The organism is Amycolatopsis melonis (assembly GCF_040064235.1).
Lineage (GTDB): Bacteria > Actinomycetota > Actinomycetes > Mycobacteriales > Pseudonocardiaceae > Amycolatopsis > Amycolatopsis melonis.
The window spans coordinates 1-22075 of sequence record NZ_JBDZYD010000009.1; the positions used below are offsets into that span (position 1 = coordinate 1).

19 protein-coding genes and 1 rRNA gene are annotated in these 22075 nt (G+C 70.8%); 15 read left to right on the forward strand and 5 right to left on the reverse strand.

Going from position 1 to position 22075, the window contains the following annotated elements; all coding sequences use genetic code 11:
• Positions 1-149 precede the first annotated feature (149 nt).
• Positions 150-266: ribosomal RNA gene (rrf, locus tag ABJI51_RS23800) — 5S ribosomal RNA — on the forward strand.
• Between the two features lie 449 nt (positions 267-715).
• Here rrf and ABJI51_RS23805 read toward each other — a convergent pair.
• Positions 716-1168: an Lrp/AsnC family transcriptional regulator gene (locus ABJI51_RS23805; protein ID WP_348953556.1), complete on the reverse strand. Its 453-nt coding sequence runs from the start codon at positions 1166-1168 to the stop codon at positions 716-718.
• A 111-nt stretch (positions 1169-1279) separates the two neighbouring features.
• Between ABJI51_RS23805 and ABJI51_RS23810 the strand changes: the two genes are divergently transcribed.
• The 7 genes from ABJI51_RS23810 (at position 1280) to ABJI51_RS23840 (ending at position 11655) form a co-directional block, all read left to right on the forward strand.
• A complete protein-coding gene (locus tag ABJI51_RS23810) occupies positions 1280-1702 on the forward strand; it encodes a rhodanese-like domain-containing protein (protein WP_348953557.1) in 423 nt (140 codons plus the stop codon).
• Between the two features lie 14 nt (positions 1703-1716).
• Positions 1717-2466: a type 1 glutamine amidotransferase gene (locus ABJI51_RS23815; protein ID WP_348953559.1), complete on the forward strand. Its 750-nt coding sequence runs from the start codon at positions 1717-1719 to the stop codon at positions 2464-2466.
• A gap of 94 nt (positions 2467-2560) precedes the next feature.
• The gene (locus ABJI51_RS23820; protein WP_348953560.1) at positions 2561-3694 is read left to right on the forward strand and encodes an inorganic phosphate transporter; all 1134 of its coding nucleotides are present in this window, start codon (positions 2561-2563) and stop codon (positions 3692-3694) included.
• A 29-nt stretch (positions 3695-3723) separates the two neighbouring features.
• Positions 3724-6699 (forward strand): bifunctional [glutamine synthetase] adenylyltransferase/[glutamine synthetase]-adenylyl-L-tyrosine phosphorylase, encoded by a 2976-nt coding sequence (locus ABJI51_RS23825; RefSeq protein WP_348953561.1) that lies wholly within the window; start codon positions 3724-3726, stop codon positions 6697-6699.
• A 15-nt stretch (positions 6700-6714) separates the two neighbouring features.
• Positions 6715-7143 carry an acyl-CoA thioesterase gene (locus tag ABJI51_RS23830; RefSeq protein WP_348953562.1) on the forward strand — a complete coding sequence of 143 codons (429 nt, stop codon included), beginning with the start codon at positions 6715-6717 and terminating at the stop codon, positions 7141-7143.
• Entirely contained in the window at positions 7140-7649 is a 510-nt protein-coding gene (locus ABJI51_RS23835; RefSeq protein ID WP_348953564.1) for a GNAT family N-acetyltransferase, read from the forward strand. Before ABJI51_RS23830 ends, ABJI51_RS23835 begins: the two co-directional genes overlap by 4 nt.
• A gap of 115 nt (positions 7650-7764) precedes the next feature.
• Complete coding sequence (locus ABJI51_RS23840) at positions 7765-11655, forward strand: glycoside hydrolase family 2 TIM barrel-domain containing protein (RefSeq protein ID WP_348953566.1); 3891 nt, start codon at positions 7765-7767, stop codon at positions 11653-11655.
• Positions 11656-11659: 4 nt separating this feature from the next.
• Here ABJI51_RS23840 and ABJI51_RS23845 read toward each other — a convergent pair whose 3' ends face one another.
• The 3 genes from ABJI51_RS23845 to glnA all read right to left on the reverse strand — a co-directional run bounded on the left by ABJI51_RS23845 (position 11660) and on the right by glnA (position 15452).
• Positions 11660-12331, reverse strand: coding sequence for a B3/B4 domain-containing protein (locus ABJI51_RS23845; RefSeq protein WP_348953567.1), 672 nt, complete (start codon positions 12329-12331; stop codon positions 11660-11662).
• Complete coding sequence (locus tag ABJI51_RS23850; protein ID WP_348953568.1) at positions 12328-12927, reverse strand: LysE family translocator; 600 nt, start codon at positions 12925-12927, stop codon at positions 12328-12330. The genes ABJI51_RS23845 and ABJI51_RS23850 overlap by 4 nt, the downstream gene beginning before the upstream one ends.
• 1100 nt (positions 12928-14027) lie before the next feature.
• On the reverse strand, positions 14028-15452 hold the full coding sequence (gene glnA / locus ABJI51_RS23855) for a type I glutamate--ammonia ligase (protein WP_348953570.1): 1425 nt from the start codon (positions 15450-15452) through the stop codon (positions 14028-14030).
• Between the two features lie 173 nt (positions 15453-15625).
• On the opposite strand from glnA, the gene ABJI51_RS23860 reads away from it, so the two are divergent.
• Positions 15626-16111, forward strand: a complete 486-nt coding sequence (locus ABJI51_RS23860; RefSeq protein ID WP_348953572.1) for an RDD family protein — start codon at positions 15626-15628, stop codon at positions 16109-16111.
• A 60-nt stretch (positions 16112-16171) separates the two neighbouring features.
• Here ABJI51_RS23860 and ABJI51_RS23865 read toward each other — a convergent pair whose 3' ends face one another.
• On the reverse strand, positions 16172-16900 hold the full coding sequence (locus ABJI51_RS23865) for a DUF4191 domain-containing protein (protein WP_348953574.1): 729 nt from the start codon (positions 16898-16900) through the stop codon (positions 16172-16174).
• 56 nt (positions 16901-16956) lie between these two features.
• Between ABJI51_RS23865 and ABJI51_RS23870 the strand changes: the two genes are divergently transcribed.
• The 6 genes from ABJI51_RS23870 (at position 16957) to ABJI51_RS23895 (ending at position 21790) form a co-directional block, all read left to right on the forward strand.
• A complete protein-coding gene (locus tag ABJI51_RS23870) occupies positions 16957-19059 on the forward strand; it encodes an ATP-dependent DNA helicase UvrD2 (RefSeq protein WP_348953576.1) in 2103 nt (700 codons plus the stop codon).
• Between the two features lie 573 nt (positions 19060-19632).
• A complete protein-coding gene (locus ABJI51_RS23875) occupies positions 19633-19890 on the forward strand; it encodes a hypothetical protein (protein ID WP_348953578.1) in 258 nt (85 codons plus the stop codon).
• 151 nt (positions 19891-20041) lie between these two features.
• Positions 20042-20398, forward strand: a complete 357-nt coding sequence (locus ABJI51_RS23880; RefSeq protein ID WP_348953579.1) for a WhiB family transcriptional regulator — start codon at positions 20042-20044, stop codon at positions 20396-20398.
• Positions 20395-20649, forward strand: a complete 255-nt coding sequence (locus ABJI51_RS23885; protein ID WP_348953581.1) for a hypothetical protein — start codon at positions 20395-20397, stop codon at positions 20647-20649. Before ABJI51_RS23880 ends, ABJI51_RS23885 begins: the two co-directional genes overlap by 4 nt.
• Positions 20650-20735: 86 nt before the next feature.
• A complete protein-coding gene (locus ABJI51_RS23890; protein ID WP_348953583.1) occupies positions 20736-21608 on the forward strand; it encodes a class I SAM-dependent methyltransferase in 873 nt (290 codons plus the stop codon).
• The gene (locus ABJI51_RS23895; RefSeq protein WP_348953585.1) at positions 21605-21790 is read left to right on the forward strand and encodes a hypothetical protein; all 186 of its coding nucleotides are present in this window, start codon (positions 21605-21607) and stop codon (positions 21788-21790) included. The genes ABJI51_RS23890 and ABJI51_RS23895 overlap by 4 nt, the downstream gene beginning before the upstream one ends.
• Positions 21791-22075: the final 285 nt, after the last annotated feature.

Here is a 22075-nt window from a genome sequence, read left to right on the forward strand (position 1 = left end):
GACCATTGGGTTGATAGGCCAGAAATGGAAGCACAGTAATGTGTTGTCGAGTTGACTGGTACTAATAGGCCGAGGACTTGCCTACGAAGATGTTACGCATCCACTCTACAGCTCTGAAACACCACACCGGGTGTGTTGTTTCGTAGTGTTTCGGTGGTTATAGCGTCAGGGAAACGCCCGGTCCCATTCCGAACCCGGAAGCTAAGCCTGACAGCGCCGATGGTACTGCAACCGAAGGGTTGTGGGAGAGTAGGACACCGCCGAACTTACCTTGAAGGTGAGGGCCTGGGCCCGGTCGAGACCAACAGTCTCCCGGCCCAGGCCCTTTCCTTATGCCCGCCCGGCGTGATGCCCCACCAATCACACGCGATGCCTCTCCAGTCACGGGTGATGCCCGCACAGTCACGCGAGATACCCCGCTGGGCACGCGAGATCCGCCGCCAATCACGCGAGTTACGGGCCCCATCACGCGAGATCCGCCCCGGAGCACACCAACCGGCGATCCCGGAAAGACGGGCCGTCCGCCCAGAGACGCAAACCGACCCTCCAGGCACGCGAGCCGACCCTCCAAGTACGCAGGCCGACCCTCCAGGCACGCGAGCCGACCCTCCGGATACACGGACCGACCCTCCAGGTACGCCAGCCGACCGCCTGAGCAGGCGAACCCGCCGCCCAGGCACGCAAGCCGGCACCGCCCTCAAAACCGGCACCGCCCTCAATCCATCCCCGGCCGCCCCAGTGCTCGACGCCTCAGCGGCGACGACAACACCAGCGACGTCGACGTCTCCCCATACCGCTGCACCGTCTCCAGCACCCCCTCCAGCTCCGCCGTGCCCCGGCACAGCACCCGCAGCACCCAGCACTCCTCCCCGGTCACGTGGTCCGCCGCGATCACCTGGGGTAGGAGCAACACCGTCGTCCGGAAGCGGGGCGTGTCCAGGCTCCGGACCCGCGCCCGCACCAACGCCTCGATCGGCAACCCGAGCTTCGTCGTGTCGACCGTCGCCGCGTAGCCCGTGATCACGCCTCGCTCCTCCAGGCGGCGGACTCTCTCCGTCACCGCCGAGCCGGACAACGACACCCGGCGGCCCAGCTCCGTGAAGCTCAGGCGGCCGTCCTCCTGGAGGAGCTCCAGCAGGTGCCAGTCGACGTCGTCGAGGGGGTCCACCGCAACTCTCCCGGATTCGTACGGCCACAACAGGGAAATCCCCGGCAGACCCGGGCCTCCACCCCGATTCTCCCCTGTGCCGGAACCGCCGCGGGCAGCAGGATTGACGTCATGACACGCACGCTCGCCGTCCCCGCCGCGGCTCCCGAAGATGCCGCCAAATACTTCGCCGCCGAACTTGCCTTCGAAGTCGATCCCGATGATCTCGTTCGGGACCTCGAAGCCGGACGGACCGACGGCTACGTCATCGTCGAGACGCGGGCGCCCGAAGCCTTTGCCCAGGCCCGGATCCCTGGCGCGATCAACCTGCCCTACCGGGACATGACCGCCGAAACCACGCAGCACCTCGACCGGGATCTCGTCTACGTCTGCTACTGCGAAAGCACCCAGTGCAACGCCGCCACCAAGGGCGCTCTCAAGCTCGCCGAACTCGGGTTCCGGGTCAAGCGGCTCTCCGGGGGCATCACCAGCTGGATCGCCGCCGGCTACCCCACCGAAGGGACCAAAGCCCCCGGAATCAGCTGCGCCTGCTGACTACCCTGGACGGCGTGACCCGACTCCTGATCATCCAGCCGGACGCCTCGGACCCCGTCGGCCCCCTCGGTGACTGGCTGACCGACGCCGGCGCCGAACTGGACGTGCGCCTGCCCCCGGGGGACGACCTGCCCGCTGACCTCGACGGCTACCAGGGTGTCGTCTGCCTCGGCGGGGGCATGGGCGCCGAAGACGACGCGAAACACCCGTGGCTCGCCGAGGTCCGGCGGCTGCTGGCCAAGGCCGCGGCGAAGAACCTGCCCACCCTCGGGATCTGCCTCGGCTCGCAGCTGCTGGCCGTCGCCACCGGCGGGCACGTCGAGGCCGGGCCCGACGGGCCGGAGGTCGGTCCGCACCTCGTCGCCAAGAAGGACGCGGCGTGGACCGACCCGCTCTTCGCCGAGCTGCCGCTCATGCAGGACGTCCTGCAGTTCCACAGCGACGCCATCACCCGGCTGCCGCCCGGCGCCGAGCTGCTCGCGTCCTCTCCGCGCTACCCGCACCAGGCCTACCGGCTCGGGCGTTGTGTCTACGGTGTCCAGTTCCACATCGAGACGACGCCCGAGGTCGTCGAGAGCTGGGCCGCGGACTGCCCGGACGAAGCGGAATTCGCCCGGCCGGGCTCGCTCGAGCACGACGCGCTGGTCACCGTGCACGCCGACATCGCCGAAACGTGGCGTCCGTTCGCGCAGCGGTTCGTCCGGTTGGCCGCCGGGGAACTCGCGCCCGCCGCCGACAGTCAACGGTCGTTGCCGCTCGCTTGACGACCGAGGTCACAACCAGCAACACGCTGTTAACGCCGGGCGTACCCGTCAGGTACCTTGCGGGAGGAGTCCCCACAAGGGTGCGGAGGTCGGGGTGCAACCCTCGTTGCTGGTCGTGATCGTCGTTGTCACGGCTTTGGTTTTCGATTTCACGAACGGGTTCCACGACACCGCGAACTCGATGGCGACGTCGATCGCCACCGGGGCTCTCAAGCCCCGCGTGGCGGTCGCGATCTCGGCGGTGCTGAACCTCGTCGGTGCGTTCCTGTCGGTGGAGGTCGCCAAGACGATCTCCAGCGGACTGGTGGACGACACGAAGATCGGTCCGGCGATCGTCTTCGGCGGGCTGGTCGGCGCGATCATCTGGAATCTCGTGACGTGGTTCGTCGGCCTGCCGTCGAGCTCGTCGCACGCCCTGTTCGGCGGCCTGATCGGCGCCACCTGGGTCTCGGCGGGCGCCGACTCGGTCCACTTCGGAAAGATCGTCGAGAAGGTCCTCGTCCCGGCCGCGGCCAGCCCGGTGATCGCCGGTCTCGTCGCCATGGTCGCGACCTACCTGGTCTACCGCTTCCTCGTGCGGCGGCGCCCGGCCACGCGCGGCTTCAAGGTCGGCCAGATCGTCTCGGCCTCGCTCGTCTCGCTCGCCCACGGCACCAACGACGCGCAGAAGACGATGGGCGTCATCACGCTCACCCTCGTCAGCGCCGGCAGCCTGCCGTCGGGCGCGTCGCCGCCCGTGTGGGTGATCGTCAGCGCCGCCTGTGCCCTCGCGCTGGGCACCTACCTCGGCGGCTGGCGCATCACCCACACCCTCGGCAAGGGCCTGACCGACATCGAGGGCCCGCAGGGCTTCGCCGCCCAGACCAGCTCGGCGCTGGTCATCCTGGTCTCGTCGCGGCTGGGCTTCCCGCTGTCGACGACGCACGTGTGCTCCGGCGGCATCGTCGGTTCGGGTGTCGGGCGCAAGGAGGCGCCGGTCCGGTGGCGGATGGCGGGCCGGATGGTCGTCGCGTGGCTGTTCACGCTGCCCGCCGCGGCGATCGTCGGCGCGGTCTCCGGCAAGATCGCCTCGCTCGGCAACGCGGGCACGATCGCCGTCGGCGTCGCCGGGGTCGCAGTGGGCGCCGGCATCTACGTCCTTTCGCGGCGCAACCCCGTCACCGCGCACAGCTTCCAGGTGCCCGAGCCGACACCCGCCGACCCCGAGCCGGGCCGGCTCGCCGCCTGACCCGCCTTCGCCGGTTACGGTGGTCGGTGATGGCAGACCGCGCGCGAACGACCGCTTCGGCGGCGAGGTACGGCTTCACCGATTCCCGTGCCGAGGGGCAGTTGCGCGCGGCCGGTTGGTGGTCCGACGCCGGCCCGGCCGAGGCCGCCGCCGACGTCCTGGCGGCGCTGTCCCGCTCCGCCGATCCCGATCTCGCGCTGCGCGGTCTCGACCGGATCCGCGAGGCGGGCGGCGCCGAGTGGGCCGAGCTCGACCAGCAGCTCCGCACGCACCGGACGTTCCGCGGCCGCCTGCTCGGCGTGCTCGGGACGTCGAGCGCGCTCGCGGACTTCCTCGCCGCGAACCCGGCGCACTGGCGCTCGCTCACCGGCGACAAGTGCACCGATTCCGCCTGCTACCGCGCCATCCTGCGGGCGGCCCTGCTGCGTGACGACGGCTCGGTGCGCACCGGCCTCGAAGCCGAGCAGGCCCTCAAGACCGCCTACCGCGGCCAGCTGCTCGGCATCGCCGCCGCCGATCTCGGGCATCTCGTCGAGGCCGGGCTCGAGCACCCGCGTTACGCCGAGGTCGCCGCGCAGCTGACCGAGCTGGCCGAAGCCGCGCTCGCCGCCGGGCTCGTCGTCGCCGAGGCCGAGGTCGGCGCGACGGCCGAGGGCAGGCTCGCGGTCATCGCCATGGGCAAGTGCGGGGGCCGGGAACTCAACTACGTCAGCGACGTCGACGTCATCTTCGCCGGCGACGGCGACCTCGGCGTGGCCACGCGGCTGGCGAGCACGATGATGCGGGTCGTCGGGAAGGCCTGCTTCGAGGTCGACGCGGCGCTGCGCCCGGAAGGCAAGGCCGGCGCGCTGGTCCGGACGCTCGAAGGGCACCAGGGCTACTACCGGAAGTGGGCCAAGACCTGGGAGTTCCAGGCGCTGCTCAAGGCTCGGCCGGTGGTCGGTGACGCCGAGCTGGGCCGTCAGTACGCCGAGATGGTCGCGCCGCTGGTGTGGTCGGCCGCCGACCGGGAGAACTTCGTCGCCGAGGTGCAGCAGATGCGGCGGCGCGTCGAGGGGCACGTGCCGTCCGAGCACGCCGAGCGCGAGCTGAAGCTGGGCCGCGGCGGCCTGCGTGACGTCGAGTTCGCCGTCCAGCTGCTGCAGCTGGTGCACGGCCGGGTCGACGCGAACCTGCGTTCACCGTCCACGATGGACGCGCTCGCCGCGCTCGGCGAACGCGGGTACGTCGGCCGCCAGGACGCCGCCGAGCTGGCCGAGTCGTACGAGTTCCTGCGGATGCTCGAACACCGCCTGCAGCTGCGGCGGCTGCGCCGCACCCACCTGTTCCCCGCCGCGTCCGACACCGGTGAGCTGCGGATCCTCGCGCGCGCCAGCGGGATCAAGCCGTCCGGCGGCAAGAGCCAGGGCGAGGCGCTGCTGGCGGAGTTCCGTCGCCACGGCAAGGGCATCCGGCGGCTGCACGAGAAGATCTTCTACCGGCCGCTGCTGCAGTCCGTCGCGAACGTGCCGACCGAGGCGCTGCGCCTGACCACCAAGCAGGCCGCGAGCCGGCTGTCCGCGCTCGGCTACACCGCGCCCGACGGCGCGCTCCAGCACATCAAGGCGCTCACCGCGGGCGTCTCGCGCCGCGCCGCGATCCAGCAGGCGCTGCTGCCGGTGCTGCTGGACCTGCTCGCCGACACCCCGGATCCCGACGGCGGCCTGCTGTCGTACCGGAAGGTGTCCGAGGCGCTCGAGGACACCCCGTGGTACCTGCGGGTGCTGCGCGACGAGGGCACGGTCGTGGAGAACCTGGCCCTGCTGCTCGGCACGTCCCGGCTGGTGCCGGACCTGCTGGTGCGCGCGCCCGAGGTGCTGCAGCTGCTCGGCGACCCGGCCCGGCTGCTGGGCCGTACGCCCGCCGAGGTGGCGAAGTCGCTGCGGGCCGCCGTCCGGCGTCAGCCCGGCCTCAACGCCGCCGTCGCCGCCGCGCGTTCGCTGCGCCGTCACGAACTGCTGCGCGTGGCGTGCGCCGACCTGCTCGGGCTGCTCGACGTGCCCGCGGTCTGCGAAGCGCTGTCGAGTGTCTGGGTGGCCGTGCTGCAGGGCGCGCTCGCCGCGGCGTTCCGTCAGCGGCAGGCCGAGCTGGGCCGGACCCCGGCGCGGCTGGCGGTCATCGGGATGGGCCGCCTCGGTGGTGCCGAGCTGGGCTACGGCTCCGACGCCGACGTGCTCTTCGTGTGCGAGCCCGCCGAAGGCGTTTCCGACGCCGACGCCGTGAAGTTCGCGTCGTCGGTCGCGGAGACCGTGCGGAAGATGCTGGGGGCGCCCAGCTCGGACCCGGCGCTGGTGGTCGACGCCGACCTGCGGCCCGAAGGCCGGAGCGGGCCGCTGGTGCGGACGCTCGAGTCCTACCGCGCGTACTACGCCCGGTGGGGCGAGGTGTGGGAGGCCCAGGCGCTGCTGCGGGCGCGGTTCGTCGCGGGCGACGACGAGCTGGGCGAGCGGTTCCTCGCGATGATCGACCCGATCCGCTACCCCGAAGGCGGCCTGGACGCGACGAAGGCCCGCGAGATCCGCCGGATCAAGGCACGCGTGGAGACCGAGCGGATGCCCCGCGGCGCCGACCCGACGCGGCACACGAAGCTGGGCCGCGGCGGCCTCGCCGACGTCGAGTGGACGGTCCAGCTCCTGCAGCTGCAGCACGCCGGTGCAATCCCGGCACTGCGGACGACTTCGACGCTCGACGCGCTGGCCCGCCTGCCGGAGGCGGGGCTGGCGACGGAGTCCGAAGCGGCGTCGCTCCGCGAAGCGTGGCTGCTGGCGACGCGGGTGCGCAACGCGGGGATGCTGGTGCGCGGCAAGGCGGTCGACGAGGTGCCCGGGTCGGGCCGCGACCTCGCCGCGGTGGCCCGCGTCCTCGGCCGCCCGGCCACCGAGGACCCCGGCGAGTTCCTGGACTTCTACCGCCGGCTCACGCGCCGGGCGCACACGGTGGTGGAGCACCTGTTCTACGAGGCCTGACCTACAGTGGGCCGGGTGAGCGATCGCGAACCGTTCCGGACCCGGATCAAGGTCCGCCACTACGAGCTGGACACCCTGGGCCACCTCAACCACGCCGTCTACCACTCCTACGGCGAGGTGGCGCGGCTGGAGCTGCTCGAAGCGTCCGGCGCGCTGACCGGGCTGGGGAACGTGGCCTCGGTGCTGCTGGAGACGCACGTGGTGTTCCGCCGCGAGCTGCGGGCGGGCGACGTCGTCGACGTGACGTGCGACGTCAAGTTCGGCAGCGGCAAGACGTTCAAGATGGACTCCGACATCGTCAAGCTGGACGGCACCCTCGCCGCGGAGATCACCTGCACGCTGGGGCTGATGGACCTGGAGCGCCGCAAGCTGGTCGACGACCCGCGCGGCCGGTTCGAAGCGGCGGGCGCGGACCTCAAGCTGCTGTCGACGGCGGAGGGATGATCCGCCCGGCCACCGCCGGGGACTGGCCGGGGATCTGGCCGATCGTCCACGACGTCGTCACGGCGCAGGAGACCTTTCCCTACGACCCGGCGATGACCGAGGAGGAAGCCCGCGCCTCCTGGCTGCGCCCGCCTCCGGCCCGGGTGGTGGTCGCCGCGGACGGCGGCCGGGTGCTGGGGACGGCGAACATGTACGCCAACCGCCCGGGGCCGGGCAGTCATGTGGCCTCCGGAAGCCTGATGGTGGCGGCCACCGCCCGCGGCCGGGGAGTGGGCCGCGCGCTGGTGACGGACATGATCGCGTGGGCACGAACGGCCGGCTTCGTGGCCATCCAGTTCAACGCGGTGGTCGAGACCAACACGAGCGCGATCCGGCTCTACGAGAGCCTCGGGTTCACGACACTGGGCGTGGCGCCCGGCGCGTTCCGTCATCCGGTGCACGGCGACGTCGGCCTCCGCATCATGTGGCTGGACCTGCGCGGCCCTGTCACTCCGCTGTCCGGGTGATCACCCAGCTTCGAACAGAAACCAACAGCAACTTCCGTTGGTTTCTGCGTAGAAGCGTTGACTTCGGATGGTGAAGAGGTAACCATTCCGATGTCGAAGAACGGGGTGGTCAACGATGACGCACATGTCGCCCGAGCCGTCCGGGCACCGGAACTCCTTCAGCAGGCGCACTTTCCTGGGCGGCGGGGCCGCCCTGCTCAGCACGCTCGCGCTGCCGTCGACCCTCTCGGCGCTCGCCTGCCCGGCCGCGGCCGCCACCCGGCCGTCGGCCGCGCCGCCCAACGGGTTCCCCGAGTGGAACAACAACATGCGCATCTTCGACGTCGGCAGCGAGCCGCCGCACGCGACCCTCATGCCGTACGCCGACCTCGGGCAGGCCCTCGCCGGGGACCGCACCTGCTCGCCGTTCCGGCAGAGCCTCGACGGGGACTGGAAGTTCCGGCACGCCGACCGGCCCGACGCCCGCGATCCGGAGTTCCACCGCGAGGACGTCGACGACCGCTCCTGGGCGAGCATCCCCGTGCCGTCCGACTGGCAGCTGCACGGCTACGACTTCCCGATCTACACCAACATCACCTACCCCTGGTGGGGTGCCAACGGGCAGAACGAGAACGCCCAGCCGCCGTTCGCGCCGACGAAGTTCAACCCCGTCGGCCAGTACCGCCGGACCTTCGAGGTGCCGTCCTCCTGGGCGGGACGGCGCACGTTCCTGCACTTCGCGGGCGTGAAGTCGGCGTGCTACGTGTGGGTCAACGGCACGCTGCTCGGCTACCGGGAGGACTCGCGCACTCCCGCGGAATTCGACATCACCGATCATCTCCGCCCGGGAACCAACCAGCTCGCCGTGGAGGTCTACCGCTTCCCGGACGGCGACTGGCTGGAAGACCAGGACATGATCCGGCTGTCCGGCATCTACCGGTCCGTCTACCTGTTCTCGACGCCGCCGGTGCACCTGCGCGACTTCCGCCTCGACCCGCGGCTGCGCGACGGCTACACGAACGCCGACCTGGCGGTCACCGCGAGCGTCCGCAACTACGGCGCCGCGGACACCCGCACCTACACCGTGGAAACCCAGCTGTACGACGAACACCGGCGGCCGGTGTGGCCGGAACCGTTGCGCCAGCAGGTCTCGCTCGGGTCGGCGCCGGTCGGGCAGGACGTGACCGTGCAGGCGGAGAAGGCCGTGCGCGCGCCGAAACTCTGGTCGGCCGAACAGCCGAACCTCTACACCGCCGTGCTCGTGCTGCGCGACCCGGCCGGGCGGGTCACCGAGACGCTGTCCGCGCGTGTCGGCTTCCGCGAGTTCGTGCTCTCCGGCGGGCTGATGCGGATCAACGGGCAGCCGGTCAGCCTGCGCGGCACCAACCGGCACGAAGAGCACCCGGCCCGCGGCGGCGCGCTCACCCGCGCCGACCTCGTCGAGGACATCCGGCTGATCAAGCGGCTGAACATCAACGCCGTCCGCACGTCCCACTACCCCAACGATCCCGACTGGTACGAGCTGGCCGACGAGTACGGCCTGTACCTGGTCGACGAGGCGAACCTGGAGACGCACGGCGTCCGCGACCACTACCCCGGCTCGAATCCCGAGTGGACGGACGCGGTGCTCGCCAGGGTCAAGGCGATGGTGCACCGCGACAAGAACCACCCGAGCGTCGTGATCTGGTCGCTCGGCAACGAGGCGGGCACCGGCAGCAACTTCGTCGCGATGTACGACTGGATCCGGTCGTACGACGCGACGCGCGTGATCCAGTACGAGGGCGACGACCGGCCGGGGATCAGCGACGTCCGCTCGCAGATGTACCCGACACCGGCCGCGCTCGCGAAGCGCGCGGCCGACCAGTCGGACACCCGGCCGTACATCATGATCGAGTACGCGCACTCGATGGGGAACTCCACCGGGAACCTCAAGGAGTTCTGGGATGTCATCCGCGCCCACCCGGTGCTGCAGGGCGGGTTCATCTGGGACTTCGTCGACCAGGGCCTGTACTGGCCGACGCCGAAACGCAAGCTGCTCACCGAGACCGGCCCGGCGGCGCTCACCGCGGAACTGGCGACCGCCGCGACGTTCGCGCCAGGGTCCGGCCTCGCCGGCGCGGCCGTCTTCCCGCCCGCGCACAGCCTCGACCTGACCGGTTCTCTGACGCTGGAAGCGTGGGTGACCGCCGCCGCGGTCGGCGGGCACCAGCCGATCATCGCCAAGGGCGACCACCAGTATTCGCTCAAGCAGAACGACACCAATCTCGAATTCTTCGTCTACTCCGGCAAGTGGATCTCGGTCACGGCACCGCTGCCCGCGGACTGGGTGGGCCAGGAGCACCACGTCGCCGGCGTGCTCGACCACGACGCGAAGACGCTGACGCTCTACCTCGACGGGAAGGCCGTCGCGCACACGGACACCGACCGCGTGCCGGACAGCTCCGCCGTCCAGCTCGCGCTCGGCACCGACGTCGAGAACTCCGCGCGCGTGTTCAGCGGGCACATCCGGATCGCCCGCGTGTACGCCCGTGCCCTCGGCGCCGCGGAAATCGCGGCGAGCGACCGCGATCCGCGTGATCCGGCCGTGCGGCTGTGGTTCGACTCGGCCACCGCGGCGTACTCCGAGAAGCAGCCCAGCCAGCGGACGTACCTGTCCTACGGCGGCGACTGGGGCGACAACCCCAACGACGGCAACTTCTGCGCCAACGGCATCGTCACCGCCGACCGCCGGATCAGCGGGAAGGCCGTCGAGGTCAAGCAGGTCTACCAGGCGATCAACGTCTCCGCGGCCGCGAGCGGTTTCACGATCACCAACGAAAACCTGTTCACCAACGTCACTGCGTTCGACGGCACGTGGGAGCTGGCCAACGACGGCAAGGTCGTGCAGCGCGGGCGGCTGACCGCCGCGCAGCTCGACGTGCCGCCCCGGTCGAGCCGGACGATCACCCTGCCGCTGCGCCGTCCCGCCAACCCGGCAGGGGAGTACTTCGTCCGCTTTTCCTTCACCACCAAGGCACCCACGCTCTGGGCGCAGCCCGGGTTCGAGGTGGCGAAGCAGCAGCTGCCGGTCGACTTCGGCAGTCCCGCCGTCGCGCCGGTGCCGCTGGCGCAGGTGCCCGCGGCCGCCGTGCAGGAGACCGACGCCGAAGTCCGGATCACCGGGGACGGCTTCAGCGTGGTCATCGCGAAGGACACCGGGCTCATCACGTCCTACGAAGCCCGCGGCGTCCGGCTCGTGACGTCCGGGCCGGTGCCGAACTTCTGGCGCGCGCCGACCGACAACGACCGCGGCAACGGCCACCCGAGCCGCACCGCGACCTGGCGGTACGCGGGTGCCGACCGGCACGTCACCGACGTCTCGGTGACGGCGGGGAAGCCGGTGGTCGTGACGGTCCGCGGCACGCTGCCGACCGCGGTCGAGTCCGCCTACACGACGACGTACACGGTCTTCGGCAACGCCGAGATCAAGGTGGACCACACGGTGCACCCGGGCGCGGCGAGCCTGCCGTACCTGCCGGAGGTGGGGACGATCCTGTTCGTGCCCGGCGAGTTCGACACGCTGGACTACTACGGCCGCGGGCCCGAGGAGAACCACTGGGACCGCAACACGGGTTCGGACGTGGGCGTGTACTCCTCGACGGTGGCCGGGCAGTGGACGGGCTACATCCGCCCGCAGGAGAACGGCAACAAGACCGACGTGCGGTGGGTCGCGCTGACGAACCGCCGCGGCGCCGGCCTGCTCGCGACGGGCGAGCCGCTGCTGGAGGTCAACGCGTCGCACTTCACGCCGGAGGACCTGTCGATCGGAGCGCGGCACGACTACCAGCTGACGCCGCGCCAGGAAGTGGTGCTGCGCCTGAACCACCGGCAGATGGGTGTCGGCGGCGACGACAGCTGGGGCGCGCAGACGCACGACGAGTACAAGCTGTTCGCCGACCGCGACTACCACTACACGTACCGGTTGCGGCCGTTGTTCCGGCGGAACCAGGCGATGGAGCTGTTCCGGAGGCCGACCGCGTCGTCGTGACCGGTCAGGTGCGGAATTCGGGCGCCTCCCGGGTCAGCACTGCCGAGACGGACCCCGGCAGCTCGTCGCCGAGCGCGGTGAGCAGCCGGGGAATGTCGTGCGCGGCACCGGGATGCAGGGCTTCGGCGACGATCAGCACGGACCGCGTCGCGGGCGAGACGGCCGAGCGCGCGCTCTGCCGGTGGGTCCACCGGCGGGCGTGTGCGTGGCCGTGCTCGTCGGCGAAGATCACCTCGCCCGGGGCGGGGTGCTCGGTTTCCCCGGAGAAGGCCAGGTACTTCTCGTCCCCGGTGGCGTAGCGGACTTCGAGCAGCCCGTCGAGGGTGCCGGCGTCGAGCACGGCGACCGGGATGGCGAAGGCGAGCGAGATCGCGTTGCCGAGGTCGATGAGCGGATGGATCGAGGGAAGCGAGCCGTCCTTGCGGAAGCGGCGCAGCAGCGACTCGGCGGCGCACCGGTACTGGGTGGGCTTGAGGCCCAGCCGCGTGAAGGCCTGTCGCCACGCCTGAATCTCGGGCAGCCCCGACTCCGGCCCGGCGGCGAGACGTTCGGCCGCGATGCGCCAGTACCGCTCGAGGTGCTCGCCGTCCGTGTGCGCGTCCTCGGCGTGGATCACGCCGGCAACCAGCTGGGGAAAGTCCGACCAGATTTCGCCGGAGTGCCGGAACCGGATCATCCGACGGCCAGCCGGGCGGCAAGGGCGACGAAGGTGCCGGCGAAGATCCGGTTCAGCCAGGCCCGGACGCGCGGCCGTGCCAGCACCCGGTCCCGCATCACGGCGGCACCGGCACCGTAGGCGAGGAAGACGGCCAGCGTGAGCGCCATGAACACCGCGCTCAGTTCGATCAGGGTGAGCGTGGCGTGCGGATCGCCGGGATGCACGAACTGGGGCAGGAAGGCGAAGAAGAAGACAGTGAGCTTCGGATTGAGCACGTTCACCAGCACGGCGGACAGGACAACGCGCCCGGCAGGCTGGGGCGAGACGTCCCGGGCCGGAGCGTCCTTGGCACGCAGCGCGGACCACGCGAGGTAGAGCAGATAGGCGACACCGGCGTACTTGAGAGCCTGAAAGGCAACGGCGCTGGTGTGCAGCAGAGCGGCAAGCCCGGTAATGGCGGCAACGGCGTGCGGAACGGTGCCGAGAGTGCAGCCGACAGCGGCAACGGCACTGGCACGGGTGCCATGCGAGAGCCCGGCGCTCATCGTGAAGAGCGCACCGGTCCCCGGCGTGACCACGATGACGAGCGCGGTGATCAGGAATTCGACGGACATGGAAGCAGCTTGGCCCGGGAATGGTCCGGTGGAAAGGTCCATAGTGGAGCCGGTCGGGAGGTCCATAACTTGGCACAAGAGAACGGGACGGCGGCTGCGCCGTCACCACGACGCTCGCGCCGCTGTTAGCAACTGGGCTGCCGGGACCAAGGGGGAGCCAAGCTCATCCCGCAGCGACGCCCTTATCGACAGCGGACTGTGTTGTCAAGCCATGTAGGCCTGACTTCTTTCTGACTTCTCCTGACTTCTTCTGACATCTTGCGCCAGAACATGCCGAGCGAATTGTCGGTGTACGTACCCGGCCAGAGTTACAGTGATCCAGCCGGGTTTGCATGCAAACCCGCAAACGCATCACCGGGGCCGTCCGGCAGGACAGCCCCGGTGACGGGTTACCGCAGGTCAGCGCTGGTACCAGGTTCCTACGCCTAGCAGGACCAGTCCGACCACGGTTACTGCGTGGTTCACCGTCAGCGTCACCTCACAGGTGATGCTGACGGTGAACCGGTTCTTCCAGCCCCGTCGAAACACGGGCCTCACCTACCTTCTCCCCTGAGGAAACCGCGGGCGATCTACCCGGCAGTGTCGAGAGAGCCAGGGGCGCTTCCTCGACGGCCGTACGAGGAAGCGACTGAAGCAGGCTTCGCAGTCAGAGTAGAAGCCCGACGGTGCGGCTATGGGGAAGACACGCGGGCAATGCGGATGCGCATGACACTCGTAGCAACGTTGTCGCGGCGGCGCGCCGTGCACTGGATCTTCCGGCGGCTTGCCCGCAGACCATCCGTGCCGCCTGCAGACAGGCCGCCGAACGGCAGGTGGCGAGCGTGCGGGCCGGCGTTCTGCGTGGTCATTGGCACGACGTTGTATTTCTTGCCGGCTTGCTGCGCGCGGGCATTCGCCAACGGCGCGGCGCGGGGCGTATGCGCTCCGGCACCTCACGCCGTCAAGCTCGGAGCGGACGCGGCGGGCATCAAGGATGTGTTCCGCCTGAAGGACGCCACGCGAGGTCCATAACCGAGCAAAAAGAACGGGACGGCGGCCGGGGCTTTCCCCTCGACCGCCGTCCCGTGTCCGGGTGGGCCGTCACCGCGGCCCAGCGCCGATCACACGTCGTAGTACAGGGCGAACTCGTACGGGTGCGGGCGCAGGCGCAGCGGGTCGATCTCGTTCTCGCGCTTGTACGCGATCCACGTCTCGATCACGTCCGGCGTGAACACGCCGCCCTCGAGGAGGTAGTCGTGGTCCGCTTCCAGCGTGTCGAGGACCGTGCCCAGGTCGCCCGGGACCAGCTTGACGTCCTTGGCCTCCTCGGGCGGGAGCTCGTAGAGGTCCTTGTCGATCGGCTCCGGCGGCTCGATCTTGTTCTTGATGCCGTCGAGGCCGGCCATCATCATCGCCGAGAACGCCAGGTACGGGTTGCCCGACGAGTCCGGGCAGCGGAACTCGGCGCGCTTCGCCTTCGGGTTGTTGCCCGTGATCGGGATGCGGACGCACGCCGAGCGGTTGCGCTGCGAGTACACCAGCGAAACCGGGGCCTCGAAGCCCGGGACCAGGCGGTGGTAGGAGTTCACCGTCGGGTTCGTGAAGGCCAGCAGGCTCGGCGCGTGCTTGAGCAGGCCGCCGATGTAGTGGCGCGCCGTGTCCGACAGGCCGGCGTAGCCGGACTCGTCGTGGAACAGCGGCTGGCCGTCCTTCCACAGCGACTGGTGGCAGTGCATGCCCGAGCCGTTGTCGCCGGCCAGCGGCTTCGGCATGAACGTCGCCGTCTTGCCAGCCGCGAACACCGTGTTCTTCACGATGTACTTGAACAGCTGCAGGTCGTCCGCCGCGTGGAGCAGCGTGTTGAACTTGTAGTTGATCTCGGTCTGGCCGGCGGTGCCCACCTCGTGGTGCGCGCGCTCGATCTCGAAACCGACGTTCGTCAGGTTGCGGACGATGTCGTCGCGCAGGTCGGCGAAGTGGTCGACCGGCGGGACCGGGAAGTAGCCGCCCTTGAACTTCGTCTTGTAGCCCTGGTTGCCGCCGACCTCGTCGGCGCCGGTGTTCCACCAGCCCTCGATCGAGTCGATCTCGTGGAAGGAGGCGTGCTCGGCGGAGTCGAAGCGGACCGAGTCGAAGATGTAGAACTCGGCTTCGGGGCCGAAGTAGACGTTGTCGGCGACGCCGTACTCGGAGATGTACTGCTCGGCCTTGCGCGCGATGTTGCGCGGGTCGCGGCTGTACGCCTCACGGGTGAACGGGTCGTGCACGAAGAAGTTCAGCGCCAGCGTCTTCGCCTTGCGGAACGGGTCGATCCGCGCGGTCGCCGCGTCCGGCAGCAGCAGCATGTCGGACTCGTGAATGGACTGGAAGCCGCGCACCGAGGAGCCGTCGAACGCGAGACCCTCTTCGAAGACGTCTTCGGTGAAGGCCTTGGCGGGGACCGTGAAGTGCTGCATCACGCCCGGCAGGTCGCAGAACTGGACGTCGATGACCTCGACGTCCTCGTCGGCGATGAGGCGCTGGATGTCGTCTGGAGTAGTGGGCACCCTCGGTGACTCCTTCTCGTTCGAGCTCGTACGGCAGTGCTCTCTTCGGCTCACGCTAAAAGTGCGGTGTTGCCCGACCGTCACCCGTATGTTTCGCCAGTGTTAACGGGTGGTCGATATCGGGTATCCGACCAGGTCGGATGTGCTCCGCGCCACCGGCATACCCTGGATGGGTGGCGAGATGGACCGGTGAATGGCTGCCCGGAACCGGCGACGGCGGCGAGACCACCGCGCGGGACGGCTCACGCTGGCCGGGCGAGAAGCTCGGTTTGCCCGAATCGGGCGTCGGCTCGGCGGCGAGCGGCGGGGTGCGGCTGCTCGGGCTGATCGTCGACCTCGTGCTCGCGTCCCTGGTCACGGCGGTGTTCCTGCACCCCAACTTGCAGGACCCGGCCGCGATGCAGCAGTTCAACCTCTGGTCCGGCGGCGTGTGGGCGGTCATCTCCGTCATCTCGGCCGGCTTCTTCGGCTTCACCCCCGGGATGGCCGTGGTCGGCATCCGTGTCGCCCGCCTCGACGGCGCCGCGCTGGTCGGCCCGCTGCGGGCGCTGGTCCGGGCGGTACTGACGTTCGTCATCATCCCGGCCGCGGTCCGCAACGCCGACGGCCGCAGCTGGCTCGACCGGCTGACCGGCACCGTCGTCATCCGCATGCGCTGAAACACGAGAACGGCCCCCGTCCTGATCCGGACGGGGGCCGTTCTCGTGCTGGTGGCGGGGTCAGCGACGGCGGATCGTGCGCTGGACGTTGCGCATCTTCGCGCCGGCCGGCATCGGGCCCTTGGGGAGCGCCGCGCCGCGGTTGCCCAGCGCGGCCAGCTTCGCCTCGAGCGCGTCGACCTGGGCGGGCTTGAGGTTGCGCGGGAGCTTCATCAGGTAGCCCTGGAGCTTCTTCAGCGGGACCTGCTTCTCTTCGTGCCCGATGATCACGTCGTAGATCGGCGTGTCGCCGACCAGGCGCGCGACACGCTTCTTCTCCTGTGCGAGCAGCGTCTTCACGCGGTGCGGCGCGCCTTCGGCGACCAGCACCACGCCGGGGCCGCCGAGGACCCGGTGCACCGCGTCGAGCTGGGTCGTCGCCGCGACGGTCGGCGTCACCTTCCAGCGGCCGCGCAGGTTCTCCAGCGCCCACGCCGCGGCGCCGGGCTGGCCGTCGGCCTTCGAGTAGACCGTCTTCTGGACCCGGCGGCCGAAGATGATCATGGCGACCAGCGCACCGAGGATCAGGCCCAGCGGCAGCAGCACCCACTGCGCGTTGAAGAAGAACCCGATCCCGAACGCCACGCCCGCGACGACGACGATCGCGCCGACCATCCAGGGGATGAGCCAGGGGTCTTCCTTGCGCTGCATCTTGAAGGCCTCGAAGAGCTGGCCACGGCGTGCCTTGCTCGCCGCGCGCTTCTCCTTCTTGGCCTGCTTGGCCGCTTCCTTGTCCTGCTTACCCGCCATATGACCAGGATACGGCCGCGTGCCCCTGCCCCGATTCCCCGTCCCCCTCTGCGAGGATGCCGGACGTGACCGGCGTACTTTCACCCAGGAGCCTGAACCGTCTGCTCGATGGCCTCGACCCCGAGCAGCGCGCCGCCGCCAGTGCCCCGCGGGGCCCGGTCTGCGTGCTGGCCGGGGCCGGCACGGGCAAGACCCGCACGATCACCCACCGGATCGCCCACCTCGTCCGGTCCGGGCACGTTTCCGCCGGTCAGGTCCTCGCCGTCACGTTCACCACGCGCGCCGCGGGCGAGATGCGGACGCGGCTGCGCGGCCTCGGCGTCGACGCGGCGCAGGCGCTGACGTTCCACGCCGCCGCCCGCCGCCAGCTGCGGTACTTCTGGCCGCGCGTGGTCGGCGACCGGCCGTGGGACCTGCTGGAGAACAAGCTGCGGTTCGTCGGCCAGGCCGCGAACCGGCACCGGCTCGGCACCGAGGTCGAGGTGCTGCGCGACCTCGCGAGCGAGATCGAGTGGGCGAAGGCGTCGCTGGTCGGCCCGGACGACTACCCGGCCGTCACCGCGCGGATGCAGCGCGACATCCCGGCACCGGCGACGCAGATCGCCGAGGTCTACCGCACTTACGAGGAGCTGAAGAACGCCGCGCAGGTCCTCGACTTCGACGACCTCCTGCTGCACACGACCGCGGTGCTCGAGGAGCACAGCGTCGTCGCGGAGGAGTTCCGGGACCGGTACCGCTGCTTCGTCGTCGACGAGTACCAGGACGTCACGCCGCTGCAGCAGCGCCTCCTCGACGCATGGCTCGGCGGCCGCGACGACCTGACCGTCGTCGGCGACGCCAACCAGACCATCTACTCCTTCGGCGGCGCGTCGCCGCGGCCGCTGCTGGAGTTCACGCGGCGCTACCCGGACGCCACGGTCGTCCGGCTGGAGCGTGACTACCGGTCGACGCCCGAGGTCGTCGCGCTGGCCAACCGCGTGATCGGGGCCGCGCGTGGACGTCCGGCGGGGTCGCGGCTGAAGCTGATCGGCCAGCGCCCGCCGGGCCCGGAGCCGCGCTTCGCCGAGTTCGACGACGAGGCGGTCGAGGCCGGGGCCGTCGCCCGGCGGGTGCGCGAGCTGCTGGACGGCGGCGTCGCGGCCAGCGAGATCGCGATCCTCTACCGGGTGAACGCCCAGTCCGAGGCGTACGAGTCGGCGCTGGCCGAGGCGGGCATCCCGTACCTGGTCCGCGGCGGCGAGCGGTTCTTCAACCGCACGGAGGTCCGCCAGGCGATGTCCGCACTGCGGGCGGCGAGCGGCGACGGCAGCTCCGACCTGGTCACGACGGTCCGGTCGGTGCTCGCGCGGGTCGGCCTCACCGAGTCCCCGCCCGCCGGCGGCGCGGCCAAGGAAAGGTGGGACGCGCTCCTGGCGCTGGTCGAGCTGGCCGAGGAGCTGGCCGCCACGGTGCCCGACGCCGACCTGCCGCGGTTCTGCGCCGAGCTCGACCAGCGCGCGGCGGCCCAGCACCCGCCGACGGTCGAGGGTGTGACGCTGGCGTCGCTGCACGCGGCGAAGGGCCTGGAGTGGGACGCGGTGTTCCTGGTCGGCCTGGCCGAGGGCACGATGCCGATCCTCCACGCGGACGGCGACGAAGCGGCGATCGAGGAGGAGCGGCGCCTGTTCTACGTCGGCGTGACGCGCGCCCGCGAGCACCTGTGGCTGTCGTGGGCACTGGCCCGCACACCGGGAGCGCGCCGCAACCGCCGCCGCAGCCGCTTCCTGTACGGCCTGATCCCGGAGGACCACCCGGCGGCAAGGGTGGCACGCTCCCAGCAGCAGCAGCAGCAGCAGCCGAAGCCGGTCAAGACCCGCTGCCGGGTATGCGGTGGCCCGCTGCTGGAGACGATCGACGTGAAGCTCGGCCGCTGCGGCCGCTGCCCGTCCACAGTGGACGAGGCACTCCTGGAGCGGCTGAAGTCGTGGCGCGCCGACCGCGCCCGGGAGCTGAAGGTCCCGGCCTTCGTGGTGTTCACGGACGCAACACTGACGGCCATCGCCGAGCAGCGCCCGACGGACGAGGCGGCACTGGTGTCGATCTCGGGAATCGGCGCGACGAAGCTCGAACGCTTCGGCGCGGAGATCCTCGGCGTGGTCCGGGCCTCGGCGGCTTCTTAGGGGGCTGCGCGGGTTGGCTGGGAGTTGTGGTCGGTGCCGGTGATGGGGCGGTCGGCTTGCGGGGGTGACCGCGTTGGAGCGGTGCCGGGTGGACTCGCGGGGCGGCCGCGCCTGGTCGGCTCGCCGAAGTGGATGGTGCGGTGCCCGGCGTACTGCCCGGCGTCGCCGCGTAATCGGCGGCGCCTGACCTGATCTTCCTGCGGTCCGCCTCGGCGTCGGCGTGCTGGCGAGCCCCCGCCGGTGTGGCCCGTGGCCGCCGGGGCCGATGGGGCGGACCTTCGGGCAGCCGGGGAGGCGATCGCGTCCGTGCCGTCCCCGGCGCGGGCGGGCGATGCCGCAGGTTGCCTGCGCCGGCGTGGCCTTGACCGCGTCCGAGCCATGATCGACGCGGCGAACCCGCTGCTCAGAGGCGATCTTCGTAACTTCGAGGATTTTCCTCTTAATTGAGTTGCCCCCATGTGGCAGGGGGCAATAACCTGCCAGTACCGAGCCCGAAGGGCTCGGCTGGGGATCCACGTTGACAGCGCCGCTCGGCGGCCGCATGTGCAGAGTGCAGAAGGAGGTGCCGGTGAAATGATCATCAACATGACGCTCACGAACCCGGGCACCCGTCTGTCCTGCGCCGCGGAAGTCGCGGCTGCTTCGCGCCCGGGCACCGGTCTGCCCGTGAGCGCGCACGAGATCCGTGGCATGGGTCGCGTCGAGCGGCGTTGGGCCACCGGTGTCGTCGTCTTCGGGACGCAGGGCGTTGCCGCCGCGTACCCGCAGGCCGATCTGCCGACCATCAAGCAGTTCCGTGTTCCGTTGTCGATACGGGAGCGAAGTTCCTGACCTAGTCAGGACACGAGGCTCACGAAGGCCGCGGAACCGGAGAACCCGGATCCGCGGCCTTCGTGTTTTTGGCTGCACAACCTCAGAGGAACCAGCGTTGCCCAGCTCCATCACCCAACCGAAAACCCGTACGACACAAGGAGGAACCCCCATGTCTTCGGCCATCGCCTACACCTCGGGTGAGGCAATATTCGCCGACCTGCTCGACCCGATCGCCGTTCCCGACGTGGCGCTGCCCTGCCGTTCGGGCGACGCGGACCTGTGGTTCGCGGAGTCCCCGGCCGAGCTCGAGCGCGCCAAGGCGCAGTGCGCCGACTGCCCGGTGCGCGAGGCCTGCCTGGCCGGTGCGCTGGCCCGGCGTGAGCCGTGGGGCGTCTGGGGTGGCGAGATCTTCGAGCGCGGCGTCGTGATCGCGCGGAAGCGGCCCCGTGGCCGTCCGCGCAAGAACGCCACCGTCGAGCCCGCCGCCGCCAAGGCAGGCGGCGATCACCGGAGCGCCGCCGCATGAGCGTCGAACCGGTTACCGCGAAGGACTACGAAGCGCGGATGTGCCGTCCGCAGCTGCAACTGACGAAGACCGAGATCGAGGAGATCAGCGAGATGTTGCTTTACGAAGAACTGTCGAGGGCCCGAATACGGGACCTGGAAGAGGGGGTCCGCGCGCAGCGGGCCCGAGGTAGCGCGCGTGCCGTGCGCCGCTGGACGCGAGTGGCCCGCTGGGCGGCTCGACGGGCGGAGCGGTACCAGGACCAGAACTGAGCGCAGGGCCCCTGCCGCCTCCGGGCGGCGGGGGCCTTCGTGCTCGGCGGCAGGCTCCGGCCGCGTGGCTGGTGTTGAATGGGGTGATGTCCGGACACACCCACGACGACATCGACTGGGCGGACCGCCTCGCCCAGCTGCGCATGGCCGACGCCCTCGACGCCGAAGCGCTCGCTCCGGTCGCGCGCCGGCTGCTCGAAGGCGTGGCCGGGCGGCCCACGGTCGTCGACGTCGGGTGCGGCGCCGGCGGCATGAGCGTGCTGTTCGCGCGCGAGCTGGCGCGCGCCGGTGGCGGCACGGTCGTGCTCGTCGACGCCACGCCGGAGCTGCTGGCCGAGGCGCAGCACGCCGTCTCCGCGGCGGCCGGCGACACCGTCCAGGTCGTCGGCCAGGCCGGCGACCTCGCCGATCACGGGCTGGCCGCCCGGGTGCCCGCCGCCGACCTGGTGTGGGCCGCCGGCGTCGTCCACCACGTCGGCGACCAGCAGGCCGCGTTGCGCACACTGGCCGGGCTCCTGCGGCCGGGCGGGGTGCTCGCCATTGCCGAAGGCGGGCTCGAACTGCGGTGCCTCCCTTGGGAACTCGGGGTCGGACGGCCCGGGCTGGAGCATCGGCTGCACGCCGCACGGGCCGAGTGGTTCATCCGGATGCGCGCGGGGATCACCGGCAGCATCGCCATGCCCTACGGCTGGACGCGCGCGCTCCGCGAAGCCGGGCTCGAGGACGTCGAGTCGTTCGGCGCGCTCATCGACCACCCCATGCCGGGCTCGGACCTCCTGCGCGAGTACGTGGTGCATCGCATCGGCTGGCTCGCCGACTGGGCAGGCGAATGGCTCGACGCGGACGACCGCGACGCCGTCGCCACGCTCACCGATCCCGGCAGCCCGCACTTCCTGGGCCACCGCGACGACCTGTACCTGTTCGGCGCCAAGGCGATCCACTGTGGACGGTCACGGTGAACGCGCCGGAGCCGGTGGTGTGCACCCGCTGCGGACGCAGCCGCACCGCCGACGATGATCCGGCTACGGCCCTCGCATGGGTGTCCACTCGCGAGCAGGGCGCGCTGCGGTGGTTGTGCCCGGACTGCGCGCGGCAGCACGTGCGGGACATCGAGGGCAAGCTGCCCGACGAGTACTGGTGAGCACTGCGGCCTCCTGAGGTTTCTGGCGCGTTCTTCGGGCGGTGGGGCGCCGCGTTTGGTGCGCGTGGCGGTGGGGCTTGGCGCGGGCCGGAGGGGTGGTTGGGGCGCTCCGCGGGTTGCCGGGCCCGTGGTTGGGGCTCCGCGGGTTGCCGGGCCCGTGGTTGGGGCGCTCCGCGGGTTGCCGGGCCCGTGGTTGGGGCGCTCCGCGGGTTGCCAGGCCCGTGGCTGGGGAGCCGGAGGCGCTGCCTCGTCGCGTGGTGCGGGCTTGCCGCGGCCGTGGCCGGG